General features: G+C 64.6%; 16 protein-coding genes and 1 pseudogene. 13 read left to right on the top strand and 4 right to left on the bottom strand.

Going from position 1 to position 15,411, the window contains the following annotated elements; all coding sequences use genetic code 11:
- Window positions 1–189: 189 nt before the first annotated feature.
- From mdcA to madM, 9 genes are all read left to right on the top strand, one after another.
- On the top strand, window positions 190–1,860 hold the full coding sequence (gene mdcA, locus ABVN20_RS11985; RefSeq protein ID WP_368555837.1) for a malonate decarboxylase subunit alpha: 1,671 nt from the start codon (window positions 190–192) through the stop codon (window positions 1,858–1,860).
- On the top strand, window positions 1,860–2,735 hold the full coding sequence (locus ABVN20_RS11980; RefSeq protein WP_368555836.1) for a triphosphoribosyl-dephospho-CoA synthase: 876 nt from the start codon (window positions 1,860–1,862) through the stop codon (window positions 2,733–2,735). The genes mdcA and ABVN20_RS11980 overlap by 1 nt, the downstream gene beginning before the upstream one ends.
- The gene (locus ABVN20_RS11975; protein WP_368555835.1) at window positions 2,735–3,034 is read left to right on the top strand and encodes a malonate decarboxylase subunit delta; all 300 of its coding nucleotides are present in this window, start codon (window positions 2,735–2,737) and stop codon (window positions 3,032–3,034) included. The genes ABVN20_RS11980 and ABVN20_RS11975 overlap by 1 nt, the downstream gene beginning before the upstream one ends.
- Window positions 3,027–3,878 (top strand): biotin-independent malonate decarboxylase subunit beta, encoded by an 852-nt coding sequence (locus ABVN20_RS11970; protein ID WP_368555834.1) that lies wholly within the window; start codon window positions 3,027–3,029, stop codon window positions 3,876–3,878. The genes ABVN20_RS11975 and ABVN20_RS11970 overlap by 8 nt, the downstream gene beginning before the upstream one ends.
- Window positions 3,875–4,678 (top strand): biotin-independent malonate decarboxylase subunit gamma, encoded by an 804-nt coding sequence (mdcE, locus tag ABVN20_RS11965; RefSeq protein WP_368555833.1) that lies wholly within the window; start codon window positions 3,875–3,877, stop codon window positions 4,676–4,678. The genes ABVN20_RS11970 and mdcE overlap by 4 nt, the downstream gene beginning before the upstream one ends.
- Entirely contained in the window at window positions 4,672–5,292 is a 621-nt protein-coding gene (locus ABVN20_RS11960; protein WP_368555832.1) for a malonate decarboxylase holo-ACP synthase, read from the top strand. The genes mdcE and ABVN20_RS11960 overlap by 7 nt, the downstream gene beginning before the upstream one ends.
- Window positions 5,289–6,209 carry a malonate decarboxylase subunit epsilon gene (mdcH, locus tag ABVN20_RS11955; RefSeq protein ID WP_368555831.1) on the top strand — a complete coding sequence of 307 codons (921 nt, stop codon included), beginning with the start codon at window positions 5,289–5,291 and terminating at the stop codon, window positions 6,207–6,209. The genes ABVN20_RS11960 and mdcH overlap by 4 nt, the downstream gene beginning before the upstream one ends.
- A 65-nt stretch (window positions 6,210–6,274) precedes the next feature.
- Window positions 6,275–6,691 carry a malonate transporter subunit MadL gene (madL, locus tag ABVN20_RS11950; protein ID WP_368555829.1) on the top strand — a complete coding sequence of 139 codons (417 nt, stop codon included), beginning with the start codon at window positions 6,275–6,277 and terminating at the stop codon, window positions 6,689–6,691.
- Between the two features lies 1 nt (window position 6,692).
- Window positions 6,693–7,457 carry a malonate transporter subunit MadM gene (madM, locus tag ABVN20_RS11945; RefSeq protein ID WP_368555828.1) on the top strand — a complete coding sequence of 255 codons (765 nt, stop codon included), beginning with the start codon at window positions 6,693–6,695 and terminating at the stop codon, window positions 7,455–7,457.
- A gap of 104 nt (window positions 7,458–7,561) precedes the next feature.
- On the opposite strand, the gene ABVN20_RS11940 is transcribed toward madM, so the two are convergent.
- On the bottom strand, window positions 7,562–8,476 hold the full coding sequence (locus tag ABVN20_RS11940; RefSeq protein WP_368555827.1) for a LysR substrate-binding domain-containing protein: 915 nt from the start codon (window positions 8,474–8,476) through the stop codon (window positions 7,562–7,564).
- 132 nt (window positions 8,477–8,608) lie between these two features.
- On the opposite strand from ABVN20_RS11940, the pseudogene ABVN20_RS11935 reads away from it, so the two are divergent.
- Window positions 8,609–9,225: pseudogene (locus tag ABVN20_RS11935) on the top strand (hemolysin III family protein).
- Window positions 9,226–9,368: 143 nt separating this feature from the next.
- Here ABVN20_RS11935 and ABVN20_RS11930 read toward each other — a convergent pair.
- Window positions 9,369–10,280: a LysR family transcriptional regulator gene (locus tag ABVN20_RS11930; RefSeq protein ID WP_368555826.1), complete on the bottom strand. Its 912-nt coding sequence runs from the start codon at window positions 10,278–10,280 to the stop codon at window positions 9,369–9,371.
- Window positions 10,281–10,302: 22 nt separating this feature from the next.
- Between ABVN20_RS11930 and ABVN20_RS11925 the strand changes: the two genes are divergently transcribed.
- From ABVN20_RS11925 to ABVN20_RS11915, 3 genes are read left to right on the top strand one after another with little or no spacing between them, the layout of a single operon-like run.
- A complete protein-coding gene (locus ABVN20_RS11925) occupies window positions 10,303–11,631 on the top strand; it encodes a D-amino acid dehydrogenase (RefSeq protein ID WP_368555825.1) in 1,329 nt (442 codons plus the stop codon).
- A gap of 25 nt (window positions 11,632–11,656) precedes the next feature.
- Window positions 11,657–12,007 (top strand): RidA family protein, encoded by a 351-nt coding sequence (locus ABVN20_RS11920; RefSeq protein WP_368555823.1) that lies wholly within the window; start codon window positions 11,657–11,659, stop codon window positions 12,005–12,007.
- A gap of 31 nt (window positions 12,008–12,038) precedes the next feature.
- On the top strand, window positions 12,039–12,941 hold the full coding sequence (locus tag ABVN20_RS11915) for a transporter substrate-binding domain-containing protein (protein WP_368555822.1): 903 nt from the start codon (window positions 12,039–12,041) through the stop codon (window positions 12,939–12,941).
- Window positions 12,942–13,031: 90 nt separating this feature from the next.
- Here ABVN20_RS11915 and ABVN20_RS11910 read toward each other — a convergent pair whose 3' ends face one another.
- Together ABVN20_RS11910 and ABVN20_RS11905 are read right to left on the bottom strand one after the other, a co-directional pair.
- Complete coding sequence (locus tag ABVN20_RS11910; protein ID WP_368555821.1) at window positions 13,032–13,751, bottom strand: 16S rRNA (uracil(1498)-N(3))-methyltransferase; 720 nt, start codon at window positions 13,749–13,751, stop codon at window positions 13,032–13,034.
- Window positions 13,752–13,892: 141 nt separating this feature from the next.
- Entirely contained in the window at window positions 13,893–15,299 is a 1,407-nt protein-coding gene (locus ABVN20_RS11905) for an adenosylmethionine--8-amino-7-oxononanoate transaminase (protein WP_368555819.1), read from the bottom strand.
- Window positions 15,300–15,411: the final 112 nt, after the last annotated feature.

The following is a 15,411-nucleotide window of genomic DNA, read 5'->3' as shown; positions in this document are numbered from 1 at the left end:
TTCGCGAGCAGGCTCGCTCCCACAGTATGTTTGTGGTGTTCAGTAAACCTGTGGGAGCGAGCCTGCTCGCGATAGGGTCGTCCAGACAACCATTACTCTGAGCGTAACGATCCACCACTGCGCTTGATTGATGCCCCCCACCCAACGCTCCTAAGGTGACCCCCACGACAGCGAACCCGTGGAGTGGTCATGACAACAACAATATCCCCAGACTCGCGATGGGCTCGGCGGCGCGGCGAGAAGCAGCGGCGCCTGGAGCTGGTCAAGGGGCTGGCTGACGGTGTGGTGCTGCCCACCGAGAACATTGTGGCGGCGCTCGAAGCGCTGATACTGCCGGGCGACCGGGTGGTGCTGGAGGGCAACAACCAGAAGCAGGCGGATTTCCTTTCGCGCTCCCTGGCCAAGGCCGATCCGGGCAAGCTGCATGACCTGCACATGATCATGCCCAGCGTCGGGCGGTCCGAACACCTGGACCTGTTCGAGCGTGGCATCGCTCGCAAGCTCGACTTCTCCTTCGCCGGTACCCAGAGCCTGCGCATCAGCCAACTGCTGGAAGATGGTCTGCTGGAAGTCGGCGCGATCCATACCTACATCGAACTCTATGCCCGGCTGGTGGTGGACCTGATTCCCAACGTGGTGCTGTCGGCCGGTTTCATGGCCGACCGTGCCGGCAACATCTACACCGGCCCCAGCACCGAAGACACCCCGGCGCTGATCGAACCGGCAGCCTTCAGCGATGGCATCGTCATCGTCCAGGTCAACCAGTTGGTGGACGACGTCACCGACCTGCCGCGGGTCGACATCCCGGCATCCTGGGTCGATTTTGTGGTGGTGGCCGACAAGCCGTTCTACATCGAACCGCTGTTCACCCGCGACCCGCGGCACATCAAGCCGGTGCACGTGTTGATGGCGATGATGGCGATTCGCGGGATCTACGAAAAACACAACGTGCAGTCGCTCAACCACGGCATCGGTTTCAACACCGCCGCCATCGAGCTGATCCTGCCGACCTACGGCGAATCCCTGGGCCTGAAAGGCAAGATCTGCCGCAACTGGACGCTCAATCCGCACCCGACCCTGATCCCGGCCATCGAAAGTGGCTGGGTGGAAAGTGTGCATTGCTTCGGCACCGAGCTGGGCATGGAGCAGTACATCGCTGCCCGCCCTGACGTGTTCTTTACCGGGCGCGACGGCTCGCTGCGTTCCAACCGGATGTTCAGCCAACTGGCTGGGCAATACGCGGTGGACCTGTTCATCGGCGCCACCCTGCAAGTCGATGGCGATGGTCATTCCTCCACCGTGACCCGTGGCCGCCTGGCCGGTTTCGGCGGCGCCCCGAACATGGGCCACGACCCACGCGGACGTCGTCACGGCACGCCGGCCTGGCTCGACATGCGCCATGGCGACAGCGACCAGCCGATGCTCGAACGCGGCAAGAAACTCGTGGTGCAAATGGTCGAGACCTTCCAGGAGGGCGGTAAACCGACCTTCGTCGAAACCCTCGATGCCGTGGACGTGGCGAAGAAAAGCGGCATGCCCCTGGCACCGATCATGATCTACGGCGACGACGTCACCCACCTGCTTACCGAAGAGGGCATCGCCTACCTGTACAAGGCGCGCTCGCTGGAAGAACGCCAGGCGATGATCGCTGCCGTCGCCGGGGTGACCGCCATCGGTATGCGTCACAACCCCAAGGACACCGAACGCATGCGCCGCGAAGGCTTGATCGCCTTGCCCGAAGACCTCGGCATCCGTCGCACCGACGCCACCCGCGAACTGCTGGCGGCGAAAAGCGTGGCCGACCTGGTCGAGTGGTCCGGTGGCCTCTACAACCCGCCCGCCAAGTTCAGGAGCTGGTAATGCACGCCTTCAATCTGCAACCCAAACCCCTGTCTCTGGCCGAGCGGCTGGCGGACCTGGCGGTGGACGCGTTGATCGACGAAGCCGACCTGTCGCCGAAACCGGCACTGGTGGACCGTCGCGGCAATGGCGCCCACACCGATTTGCACCTGGGCCTGATGCACGCGTCTGCGCTGGCGTTGTGGCCAGCCTTCAAGGAAATGGCCGAAGCCGCCCTCGAACTGGGTGAAGTGGCCTTGCCGCTGCGTGAAGCCATCGGCCGCATCGGTCGCGAGGGAGAGCAAGCGATGCTCGCCACCACCGGCGGCGTGAACACCCACCGCGGGGCGATCTGGGCGTTGGGCCTGTTGGTCACCGCCGCAGCGCTGGAGCCGCAGTCCTGCACGGCCAGTGCGCTGACCCTGCGTGCCGCTCGCCTGGCTCTGCTCGACGATCGTCATGCACCTCGCCCCATGAGCCATGGCGCCCAGGTGGCCCAACGCTACGGCGCCCACGGTGCCCGTGAAGAAGCGCAACTGGGATTCCCTGCTGTGTTGCAACGGGGCCTGCCGCAGCTGCAGCGCAGCCGCACCGCAGGCCACGGCGAACAGAACGCCCGGCTCGATGCCTTGCTGGCCATCATGACCGGCCTGGCCGACACCTGTGTGCTGTACCGCGCCGGTGAACAGGGCCTGCACACCATGCAGCGCGGTGCCCAGGCGGTGCTCGAAGCAGGCGGCAGTGCCAGCCTCGCCGGACGCCGACACCTGCATGAACTGGACGAACAATTGATCGCCTTGAATGCCTCGCCCGGCGGCGCTGCGGATCTGCTTGCGGCCTGCCTGTTCATCGACCGCGTCGGTTCGGCTGACGGCATTCACCAGGGAGCGTACTGATGGAAACCTTATTCTTTGAATTTCCCGCCGGCCAACCGCCACGCGGGCGGACCCTGGTCGGTTGTGTCGGCTCGGGTGACCTGGAAGTGCTGATCGAACCGGGGCAGCCCGGCAAGCTGAGCATCACCGTGCAGACCTCGGTCAATGGCAGCGAGCAACGCTGGCAGCACCTGTTCGCACGCATGTTCGACGGCCAGACGCCAGCGGCCATGAGCATCGACATCCACGACTTCGGCGCGACGCCAGGGGTAGTGCGCCTGCGCCTGGAACAAGGCTTCGAGGAGATCGGCCATGACTGATAACGCCGCACTCCTGCACAAACGCAGTTTCGTCGAACTGGGCGCGCGGCAACGGGCGAAAGCCTTGCTCGATGCCTGCACCTTCCGTGAACTGCTCGACCCGTTCCAGCGCGTCATGTCGCCTTGGCTGGCGCGCCAGGGCGTGGTGCCGCAAGCCGATGACGGCGTGGTGATCGCCAAGGGCAGCATCGGCGGTTTGCCGGTGGTGCTCGCCGCCATCGAAGGCGCATTCCAGGGCGGCAGCCTCGGTGAAGTGGGCGGGGCGAAAATCGCCGGTACCCTGGAACTGGCAGCCGAAGACAACCGCAACGGCATCCCGACCCGCGCCGTGCTGCTGCTGGAAACCGGCGGCGTGCGCTTGCAGGAAGCCAACCTCGGGCTGGCGGCGATCGCCGATATTCATGCAGCGATTGTCGACCTGCGCCAGTACCAACCGGTGGTGGGCGTGGTGGCCGGCAGCGTCGGCTGCTTTGGCGGCATGTCGATTGCCGCCGGGTTGTGCAGCCATCTGCTGGTGACCCAGGAAGCGCGCCTGGGCCTGAACGGTCCACAAGTGATCGAACAGGAAGCCGGGATTGCCGAGTACGACTCCCGCGACCGGCCATTCATCTGGAGCCTGACCGGTGGCGAGCAACGCTTCGCCAGCGCCCTGGTGGACGCGTATGTCGCCGACGACGTGGCGCAGATCCAGCAGCAGGTCAGCCAATGGCTGCAACAGGGCCTGCCCGCCAAACAACGCAGCCGGCAGGCCGAGCTGTTCCTGCAACGCCTGGCGCGCCTGGACGCCGAACCGCAAATCGAGCCGGCCACCGTCCGCCAGCTGTACCAAGGAGAGCGCTCATGAGTTCGTATTCCCTGAGAGGTTTGCACTGGTTCGATGCCTTGAGTGCAGGCGCGCAAGTCGTCGAGGGTTTGCCCGCGTCGCTGAAGGTCGCCGACGGTGTGCTGGGCACGCAAGCGGTGCGCTTTATCGCGGTGGTGGCCGACCCGGATAACCGTTTTGTCCGGGCGCGTAACGGCGAAGTCGGTTTGCTCGAAGGTTGGGGCCTGGCCAAGGCGGTGGATGACGTGATTGCCGCCGATGCGGACAAATCCGACAAGCGCGCGCTGATCGCCATCGTCGACGTGCCGAGCCAGGCCTATGGCCGCCGCGAAGAGGCGCTTGGCATTCACCAGGCCCTGGCCGGCGCCGCCGACAGCTACGTCCGCGCCCGGCTGGCCGGCCATGCAGTCATTGGCCTGCTGGTGGGCAAGGCGATGTCCGGGGCCTTCCTGGCCCACGGTTACCAGGCCAACCGCCTGATCGCGCTGCGCGATCCGGGGGTGATGGTACATGCGATGGGCAAGGCATCGGCGGCGCGGGTGACCCTGCGCAGCGTCGAAGAGCTGGAGGCGCTGGCCGCCAGCGTGCCGCCGATGGCTTATGACATCGACAGCTACGCAGGCCTGGGCTTGCTCTGGGAAACCCTGTCGGTGGAGCAGATTGAACAACCGACTGCCGCTGACCTGGCGCGGGTCACCGAATGCCTCGGTCAGGCGATCAACGACGTGGCCGCCAACGGCCGCGACTTGAGCAGCCGCCTGGGGGCGAGCAATCGCGCGGCTTCAAGCAACGTACGCCAACTGCTGAGAGCGCAGTGGTGAACAGCTTCGAGGCCCACGACCTGCTCTGGGGGATGACCCCGGCGCAGTTGCCGGCTGACGCCCCGAAGTGGGTGAGCGACGCGCTGGGGGCGGGGCACCCGGTGGTGGTTCGGCGCGCGCTCACTGCACCGGATCAGGTGGCGGTGGGGGTGCGCGGACGCCTGCGCGAGCAGCGTTACGCGGCGCTGATGCCCGTGGATGCGGTGCAGCGGTGCGTGAAGCCGCAAGCCTTGTGTCACGTCTCGATCAATCGGGACGTGCCGGCGCTGCGGGCCCTTGCGCAACTGCGGCCTTGGCTCGATGACTCCGCCTGGGTCTGGGGTGTCAGCGGCAGTGCCGGTTTCGAGCTGGCCTGTGGCGTCCAGGCCCTGCACGAGGGCAGTGACCTGGATCTGATCCTGCGTACGCCACACCCCATGGACCGGCGTCAGGCACAAGCCTGGGTGGAGGTTCTCGAAGGGGCGGTGTGCCCGGTCGATGTGCAATTGCAGACGCCGTTCGGCGCCGTCGCCCTGCGCGAATGGGCCGGGCCGGCGCGTCGGGTGCTGCTCAAAAGTGCCAGCGGTGCCTGCCTGGTCGCTGATCCCTGGCTGGCGCTGGAGCACGTGGCATGAGCAGTTTGCTGGTGTTCCCCGGCCAGGGCGCGCAACAACCGGGCATGCTGCACCGGTTACCGCAGGAGACCGTCAGTGAAGCCTGCGACGTGCTGGGTGAAGACGTCTTGCTGCTGGACAGCGCCGAAGCTTTGCAATCGACCCGGGCGGTGCAGTTGTGCCTGTTGATTGCCGGCGTGGCCGCCTCCCGGCAATTGGCGATTGCACCGGATCATGTCGCGGGGCTGTCCATCGGTGCCTACCCGGCGGCGGTGGTGGCCGGCGCATTACGCTTCAGCGATGCCCTGCGCCTGGTCAGTCTGCGTGGTGAGCTGATGCAACAGGCTTATCCGCAGGGCTACGGCATGACCGCGATCATCGGCCTGGACCTGGCCACCGTGGAAGCACTGCTGGCCCAGGTGCACAGCGTCGATTCACCGGTTTACCTGGCCAACATCAATGCCGATAACCAGATGGTGATTGCCGGCAGCGATGAAGCGATGAAAGCCGTGGCCGGGCTGGCCAAGGACCGCCTGGGGAGCTGCACCTGCGTCATCAAGCGCCTGGCGGTCAGCGTGCCGTCCCATTGCCCGCTGCTGGAGGCGCCTGCTGCATCCCTGGCCGAAGCCTTCGCCAACGTTGAACTGAAAACCCCGACGCTGGGCTACCTGAGCGGCAGCCGCGCACGGCCCATCGTCAAACCCGATGCCTTGCGTGACGACCTGGCATTCAACATGTGCCGCGTGGTGGATTGGCGCGGTACGGTACAAAGCGCCTATGAGCGCGGCGTACGGCTACAGATCGAACTGCCGCCCGGTGCGGTGTTGACCGGGCTGGCGCGCCGGGTGTTCGAGCAGGGCACCGTGATGGCTTTCGACGGTGCCCGGCTCGACACCCTGCAGGCGCTGATGCGTGAGGAGGAAAGCCGCCAGAACTAGACACCCGACTCAGGCCTTCGAACAACAAAAACAACATTCGACGATGCATTTTGAGGACAACGACAATGATTATTTACGGTGTAGCGCTGTTGGCGATCTGTACGCTGGCGGGAGTGATCATGGGCGACATGCTGGGCGTGTTGCTGGGTGTGAAGTCAAACGTGGGCGGGGTCGGGATCGCGATGATCCTGCTGATCTGCGCGCGGTTGTGGATGCACAAGCGCGGCGGCATGACCAAGGATTGCGAGATGGGCGTCGGCTTCTGGGGCGCCATGTACATTCCGGTGGTGGTGGCGATGGCGGCGCAACAGAACGTCGTCACGGCCTTGCACGGCGGCCCGGTGGCGGTGCTGGCGGCGATCGGTTCGGTGGTGGTCTGCGGTTGCACCATCGCCCTGATCAGCCGGACCCACAAGGGCGAACCGTTGCCGGATGAGCCGGAGGAAATCTCCCCGGTCGGCACCCCGGTAGGAGGTCGCTGATATGTGGGATCTCATCGAGAAAGGCCTGGAGCACAACGGTCTGATCACCGCGTTCGCCTTCGTCGGCGTGATCATGTGGGTGTCGGTAATCCTGTCCAAACGCCTGACGTTCGGGCGCATCCACGGCTCGGCGATTGCCATTGTCATCGGGCTGGTTCTGGCCTGGGTCGGCGGCACGATGACCGGCGGGCAAAAAGGCCTGGCGGACCTGACGCTGTTTTCCGGCATCGGCCTGATGGGCGGCGCGATGCTGCGTGACTTCGCCATCGTCGCCACGGCGTTCGAGGTGCAGGCTACCGAAGCGAAGAAGGCCGGGTTGATTGGCGTGATCGCGTTGCTGTTGGGCACGGTGCTGCCGTTCATTGTCGGGGCGTGCATGGCCTGGGCGTTCGGTTATCGCGATGCGGTGAGCATGACCACCATCGGCGCCGGTGCGGTGACCTACATCGTCGGCCCGGTGACCGGCGCGGCGATTGGGGCGAGTTCCGATGTCATGGCGCTGTCGATTGCCACCGGCTTGATCAAGGCGATCCTGGTGATGGTCGGCACGCCGGTGGCGGCGCGCTGGATGGGCCTCGATAACCCGCGTTCGGCCATGGTGTTCGGCGGCCTGGCTGGCACCGTCAGCGGCGTGACCGCGGGGCTGGCGGCGACCGACCGGCGCCTGGTGCCTTATGGCGCGCTGACGGCGACGTTCCACACCGGGCTTGGCTGCCTGATGGGGCCTTCGGTGTTGTACTTCATTGTTCGCGGGATTGTGGGTTAATCCGTTAGATCGCCATCGCGGGCAAGCCCGCTCCTACAGGGATCTCATTCACACTGAAGATCCATTGTAGGAGCGGGCTTGCCCGCGATGCTGGCGACTCGGTTTCAGACCTGCCGATTGGCATACATCCGACACTCCGCCAGCAACGCCAGCAAGTTCGGATCACGCTCCTTGGCCTTGAGAAACACCACCCCGATGTGCTGCTGCAACCGGTACTTCTCCTGCAACGGGATCAGCTTCACCCGGTTCTCGTACACCGCCGCGATCCGCCCCGGCAGCAGGGCATAACCGACCCCCGAGCTGACCATGCTCAGCAACGTGAAGATGTCATTGACCTGCATCGCCACCTTCGGCTCGAACCCGGCCTGGCTGAACACGCGGTTGCCGTCCTGATGCGTGGCGAAGCCCTGGGTCAGGGTGATGAAGGTTTCGTCGCGCACTTCGGCCAGGTCCACTTCGCTGCGCTGGGCAAACCGCGAGTCCGCCGGCGTCGCCAGGAAGATGTCGTCGGAGAACAGCGGAATATGCTCGCAGTCCGGGTCGTTGACGCTGTCGTCCAGCGACACCAGGATCGCATCGACTTCCATGTTCTTGAGCTTGTACAACAGGTCGAAATTGGAGCCCAGGATCAGGTCGATGTTGAGTTCGCTGCGGCGGATCTTCAGGCCCATGATCAGTTGCGGCACGGTCTTGACCGTCAGCGAGTACAACGATCCGAGCTTGAAGCGCTCGGCGGAGAAACCGGCGGCCTCGCGGGTCAGGCGCACGCTTTCGATCACGTCCTGGATCAGCTTCTGCGCCCGTTCCTCCAGCACGTAGGCGCTTTCCAGTGGCGTCAGGTTGCGCCCCTCGTGCTTGAACAGCGGGCAGCGCAGGGCGCTTTCCAGTGAGTGGATGGCGCGGTGCACACTGACGTTGCTGGTCTGCAACTCGGCCGCGGCCCGGGCCAGGTTGCCGGTGCGCATGAAGGCCAGGAACACCTCGAGTTTTTTCAGGGTCAACTCTTCGTCGATCTGCATGGGCCGCGCTCTTATTGGAATGCGCTGATTGTGCCCAATTATGGCGATCGCTGTCGTTTGGAAACATTGCGCTTTTACGCTCAAGGCCTGAGCCTTGCGTAACGTTGTTCTGGTTTTGGAGGTGAGACACCCATGTATCACGGGGAAAAATTGAACGCCTGGACGCACCTGGTCGGGGCGGTGGCCGCGACGGTGGGCGCGGTATGGCTACTGGTGATTGCCGGGATGGACGGCAGCCCGTGGAAGATCGTCAGCGTGGCGATCTACGGTTTTACCTTGATGGCGCTCTACAGTGCCTCGACCGTGTACCACAGCGTGCGGGGACGCAAGAAAGCGATCATGCAGAAGGTCGATCACTTTTCGATCTACCTGCTGATTGCCGGCAGCTACACGCCGTTTTGCCTGGTGACCCTGCGCGGGCCGTGGGGCTGGACGTTGTTCGGGATCGTCTGGGGGCTGGCGCTGATCGGCATCCTGCAGGAAATCAAACCGCGCTCGGATGCGCGGATTTTGTCGATCGTGATCTACGCAGTGATGGGCTGGATCGTGCTGATCGCAGTCAATCCACTGCTCACGGCGCTGGGCACGGCGGGGTTCGCCTGGCTGGCGGCGGGGGGATTCTGTACACCGTGGGGATCATCTTCTTTGCCTTGAGTGACCGGGTGCGGCATGCCCACGGCATCTGGCACCTGTTCGTGATCGCCGGGAGTTTGCTGCATTTTGTGGCGATATTGGTGTATGTCCTGTGAATACTGCCCCGAACCTGTAGCCCCCCCCCTACTGTGGGAGCGAGCCTGCTCGCGATCGCGTCATTTCATCCAATATTGATGGTGACTGACATACCGCAATCGCGAGCAGGCTCGCTCCCACAAGGGCCCGGTTCCCTGGGGAATCAGGCATGAACCAACCGATCCAACTGCTCCTGCGCCCGGCGCCCGAAGATCTGCAACAGATCGTTCCACGTATGCGGCAACGGCTCCGTGGTGCGGGTCACGGCGTACAGGGTGATCGGCAATGGCGGCGCCAGCGGGCGGATGGCCGTGGTGGCGGGGGAGGCGCCGAGGGCGGTGAAGGGGTCGATTACCGCCAGCCCGGCGCCGGATTCCACCATCGCCCGGGCCAGGGAGTAGGTCTGCACGGCGATGCGCACCCGCGGTGGCGGCTCGACCGCTTCGAGGTAAGTGTCCAGCCGTGCGGCCAGCGGGTCGGCGCTGGACAGGCCAATCAACGGTGCATCGGCCAACGCCGCCAGTGGCAGCGGCTGGCCCACCTCGTCATCCGGCCAATGCCCCTTGGGCGCCAGCGCCACCAGCACGCCGCTCGCCAGGGCCTGGGCCTTCAGGCCGGGGTGGTCCGGGCGCTGCAAGGTCAGGGCGACGTCCACTTCGCGCATCAACAGGTTCTGCGTCAGCTCGCGGCTGTGGGCGCTGGACAGCTCGCAGGCGATGTCCGGGTAACGCCCGGTCCATTCATGGATGGCCGGCGGCAGCAATGACAGGGCCAGGGCCGGAGTGGCGCCGACCCGCAGGCTGTGGCCGGGCTCACGCCGCAGGCTCTGCGCCAGGCGCCGCACGCCTTGCAGGCTTTCGCTGACCTTGTCGACCTCGCGTTCCAGTTCCAGCGCCTCGGGCGTGGCCTGCAACTTGCCGCGCACCCGCAGGAACAGCGCGAAACCCAGTTGCTGCTCGGCATGCTGCAACACTTTGGTCACCGCCGGCTGCGAGACGTGCAGCAGTTGCGCGGCGGCGCTGATCGAACCGGTCTGGCGGATGGCCTGGAAAATCTCGATGTGACGAAGGCGCATGGCGAGTCCATAACCTTTGTTTATGGGATGGGCATCTTTATTCATTGTTCGCCGCCTGTCACCTGGCTCTAACCTCGGCCGTGTCTTCACAACGTTTTCAAGGACAGACATGGCTCAGCGTGTGTGCATCATCGGCGGCGGCGTGATTGGCCTGGCAACGGCTTATGCGCTGGTGCGCGACGGTTTCGACGTGACGGTGGTCGAAGCTCGCGACACCCTGGGCAGCCAGACCAGTTTCGCCAACGGTGGCCAGCTCTCCTATCGCTACGTCGCGCCGCTGGCCGATGCCGGCGTGCCGTTGCAGGCGATTGGCTGGATGCTGCGCGGCGACTCGCCGTTGAAGCTGCGCCCGCGTTTCGACCCGGTGCAGTGGCGCTGGATGGCCGCCTTCCTTGGCGCCTGCCGCAGCTCGGTGAACCGCGAAAACGCCGCGCACCTGCTGCGCCTGGCGCTGTTCAGCCAAAGCACCCTGCAGGGCTGGCGCGAGGACGATGGGCTGGCCAGTTTCGACTGGCGGCGCAACGGCAAGCTGGTGACGTTCCGTAACCCCGGCAGTTTCGACCGTGCGCGCAAGGGCCTGGCCGACCCGCAACAACAGCAGGTGCTGTCGGCGAGTGAGTGTGCGCAACTGGAACCGGCGCTGGCTGACGGTCCGTTCGTGGGGGCGATCTACACCCCGGACGAAGAGGTTGGTGACTGTCACGCCTTTTGCCAGCGGCTGGCCGAGAAACTGACCGCCTCCGGGCGTTGCGAGTGGCGGTTGGGCCAGGCGGTCACCGCTATTCGCCACGCCAATGGCAGCGTCAACGCCATCGAGTTGGGCGAGCAGGTGTTGCCGGTCGATCAACTGGTGATCGCCGCCGGCCATCGCAGCCCGTTGCTGCAACTGCCCGGCCTGCAATTGCCGCTGTACCCGCTCAAGGGCTACAGCCTGACCGTGCCGATTGGCGCTGGTCACCGGGCGCCGGACGTGAGCATCACCGACTATGACCGCAAGATCGTCTATGCCCGCATCGGCGAGCAGTTGCGGGTGGCAGCGATGGTCGACATCGTCGGTTTCGACGCCTCCATCGACCCCAAGCGCCTGGACCTGATCAAGCGCCAGGCCCGCGACACCTTTGCCAACGCCGGCGACTACGGCCGTGCCGTGGAATGGGCCGGCATGCGTCCGGCCACACCCAGCGGCGTGCCGCTGCTGGGGGCCACGGCGTATCGCAACCTGTGGCTCAACATCGGCCATGGCGCCCTGGGCTTCACCCTGGCCTGTGGCAGCGGGCGACTGCTCAGCGAGCTGATCGGCCAGCGCGAACCTTCCATCGACCTGCACGGTTTTACCCCCCGTGCCGCGTGACCCACTGAGTCAAGAGGACTGCAACATGACCCTGCAACGCCTGCACAGCAACCCGCGCCTGTCCGGCGCCGTGACCTTCGGCGACCTGGTGTTTCTTTCCGGCCAGGTGCCGGGTGATGCCGTGGATGCCGGCGACCAGACTCGTGAAGTCCTGGCGAAAATCGACGCGCTGCTGGCCGAAGCCGGCAGCGACAAGGATCATCTGCTCAGCGCGACCATTTACCTGAAAAACATCGGCGAGGATTTTGCCGCGATGAACGAAGTGTGGTCGGCCTGGCTGTCGCCGGGGCAGGCCCCGACCCGCACCACCGTACAGGCCGAGCTGGCGCGGCCGCAGGTGTTGGTTGAAATCACTGTCATCGCCGCGCGCCGCTGAAACACCCCAACACCCACAACGGAGAATAACAATGCAAAAAATCACGTTGCTCGGCTGCACCCTCGGGCTGTTGCTCGGCAGTCAGGTCCAGGCCAACGAAGCGCCGCTGACCGGCACCCTGGGCAAGATTGCCAGCACCCAAAGCATCACCCTGGGCTATCGCGATGCGTCGGTGCCGTTCTCTTACGTGGGTGACCACACCGGCAAGCCGATGGGCTATTCGGTGGACCTGGCGAGCAAGATCGTCGAGCGCATCCAGCAGCAACTGGCGTTGCCGGACCTCAAGGTGAAATACAACCTGGTGACCTCGCAAACCCGTATCCCGCTGGTGCAGAACGGCACCGTGGACCTGGAATGCGGCTCCACCGGTGTCACCGCCGAGCGGCAGAAGCAGGTGGCGTTCTCCTACGGCTTCATCTACGTCAAAGGCCAGTTGCTGACCGCCAAGGACAGCGGCATCAAGGGCTTCGACGACCTGCGGGGCAAGAACGTGGTGACCACTGCCGGCACCACCAACGAACGCTTCCTCAAAAGCTACAACGTCGACAACAAGGTCAACATGTTCGTGATCAGCGCCAAGGACCACGGCGAAGCGTTCCAGATGCTGCAATCGGGGCGCGCGGCGGCGTTCTACATGGACGATGCGCTGCTCTACGGTGAACGCGCCAAGGCCCACGACCCGCACAAGTGGGTGGTGGTAGGGCAGGAGCAATCGCGGGAAATCTACAGCTGCATGGTGCGCAAGGACGACCCGCAATTCCTTGCGCTGGTCAACGGCGTGCTCGGTGACTTGTACAGCTCGGGTGAGATCAACGGCATTTATCAGCGCTGGTTCGAACAGCCGATCCCGCCGAAGGGGTTGAACCTGGAGTTTCCGATGACCAGTGAGTTGAAGGCGATCATTGCGAAGCCGGTGAGTGATCCGGTGCAATAAATCCGTTAGACCGAGTTGCGGCCATCGCGGGCAAGCCCGCTCCTACAGGGGTTTTGTTTTTGTAGGAGCGGGCTTGCCCGCGATGGGGCCCTAGAAATCACCCCAAAGCTGCTGGGCCACCGACAACGCCACCACCGGCGCGGTCTCTGTGCGCAGCACCCGCGGCCCCAGGCGCGCCGCATGAAAACCGGCGCCCTTGGCCTGCTCGACCTCGGCCTCGGACAATCCACCCTCAGGCCCGATCAAAAACGCCAGGCTCGAAGGCTTGGCATGGCTGGTCAAAGGCTCGGCCACCGGATGCAGTACCAGCTTCAAATCCGCCTGGGTTTGCTTGAGCCAATCGGCCAGCAACACCGGCGGATGAATCACCGGCACCCGCGAGCGGCCGCACTGTTCGCAGGCGCTGATCGCCACCTGGCGCCAGTGCAGCAGGCGTTTGTCGGCGCGTTCGTCCTTGAGGCGCACTTCGCAGCGTTCACTGAAGATCGGAGTGATTTCGTTGACGCCCAGCTCGGTGGCCTTCTGGATCGCCCAGTCCATCCGCTCGCCACGGGACAAGCCCTGGCCGAGATGAATCTGCAACGGCGACTCGATCTGGCCGGCGAAGCTTTCCTCGATCGCGACCACCACCCGTTTCTTGCCCACTTCTCGCAGCGTCGCGCGAAACTCCTGGCCCGAACCGTCGAACAACTGCAACGCATCGCCCTCGGCCATGCGCAACACGCGGCTGATGTAGTGGGCCTGGGCCTCGGGCAACTCGTGCTCGCCGATGCTCAGGGGGGCGTCGATAAAGAAGCGGGACAGTCTCATTTCTTGTCTCTGCAAAGGTGTGAATCAGGTGGGTCGGTGGTGCGGCCATCGCGAGCAGGCTCGCTCCCACAGGTTTTTCGGTGTTCACTGAAGTCCCCTGTGGGAGCGACGGTGCGACGATTCGACCTGCTCGCGATGCGGTCAGCCCGGATCGCGGAACCCCGGGTGAAAATCCTTCGGCACCGCCACGCTGACGCTGTCGCGGGTCGCGATGTCGATCCCTTCGCTGGCCACTTCCGCCAGGAAGTCGATCTGCTCCGGAGTGATCACGTAAGGCGGCAGGAAATACACCACGCTGCCCAGCGGGCGCAGCAACGCGCCGCGCTCCAGTGCATGCTGGAACACCTTCATGCCGCGGCGTTCCTGCCACGGATAGGCTTCGCGGCTGGCCTTGTCCTTGACCATCTCGATCGCCAGGACCATGCCGGTCTGGCGGATCTCCGAGACGTTGGCGTGATCGGCCAGGTGCGCGGTGGACGAGGCCATGCGCGTGGCCAGGGCCTTGTTGTTCTCGATGACGTTGTCCTGTTCGAAAATATCCAGGGTCGCCAGTGCCGCCGCACAGGCCAGCGGGTTGCCGGTGTAGCTGTGCGAATGCAGGAAGGCGCGCAGGGTCGGGTAGTCGTCGTAGAACGCGCTGTACACCTCATCGGTGGTCAGGCACGCCGCCAGTGGCAGGTAGCCGCCGGTCAGGGCCTTGGACAGGCAGAGGAAGTCCGGGCGGATGCCGGCCTGCTCGCAGGCGAACATGGTGCCGGTACGGCCGAAGCCGACGGCGATTTCGTCGTGGATCAAGTGCACGCCGTAACGGTCGCAGGCCTCGCGCAGCAGCTTGAGGTACACCGGGTGATACATGCGCATGCCGCCCGCGCCCTGGATCAACGGCTCGACGATCACCGCGGCAACGCTGGCGTGGTGTTCGGCCAGGGTCTGTTCCATGGCGGCGAACATGTTGCGCGAATGTTCTTCCCAACTCATGCCTTCCGGGCGCAGGTAGCAATCCGGGCTCGGCACCTTGAGGGTGTCCATCAGCAAGGCTTTGTAGGTTTCGGTGAACAGCGGCACGTCGCCCACCGCCATCGCCGCCATGGTCTCGCCGTGGTAGCTGTTGGTCAGGGTGACGAAGCGCTTCTTGTTCGGCTGGCCACGATTGAGCCAGTAGTGAAAGCTCATTTTCAGCGCCACTTCGATGCAGGACGAACCGTTATCGGCGTAGAACACCCGGTTCAGGCCATCCGGCGTCATCTTCACCAGGCGCTCGGACAACTCGATCACGGGCTGGTGGCTGAAGCCGGCGAGGATCACGTGCTCCAGCTGATCGACCTGATCCTTGATGCGCTGGTTGATGCGCGGGTTGGCGTGGCCGAACACATTGACCCACCAGGAGCTGACCGCATCGAGGTAGCGTTTGCCTTCGAAGTCCTCCAGCCAGACGCCTTCACCGCGCTTGATCGGGATCAGCGGCAGCTGTTCGTGGTCTTTCATCTGGGTGCAGGGATGCCACAACACGGCAAGATCGCGTTGCATCCACTGATTGTTCAGGCCCATGTTCAGTCTCCTCGAGGCGGTCCGTGACAGGCGCGGACGTACAGTCGCGCAAGCCTATGCAATGCGTCGCGCGGGGACAACCCATTGTGTCGATTGAGCTACTTTGTAGAGG

Source organism: Pseudomonas sp. MYb118, assembly GCF_040947875.1.
In the GTDB taxonomy this organism is placed as follows: Bacteria; Pseudomonadota; Gammaproteobacteria; order Pseudomonadales; family Pseudomonadaceae; genus Aquipseudomonas.
This window is presented reverse-complemented; position numbering and strand designations above follow the sequence as displayed.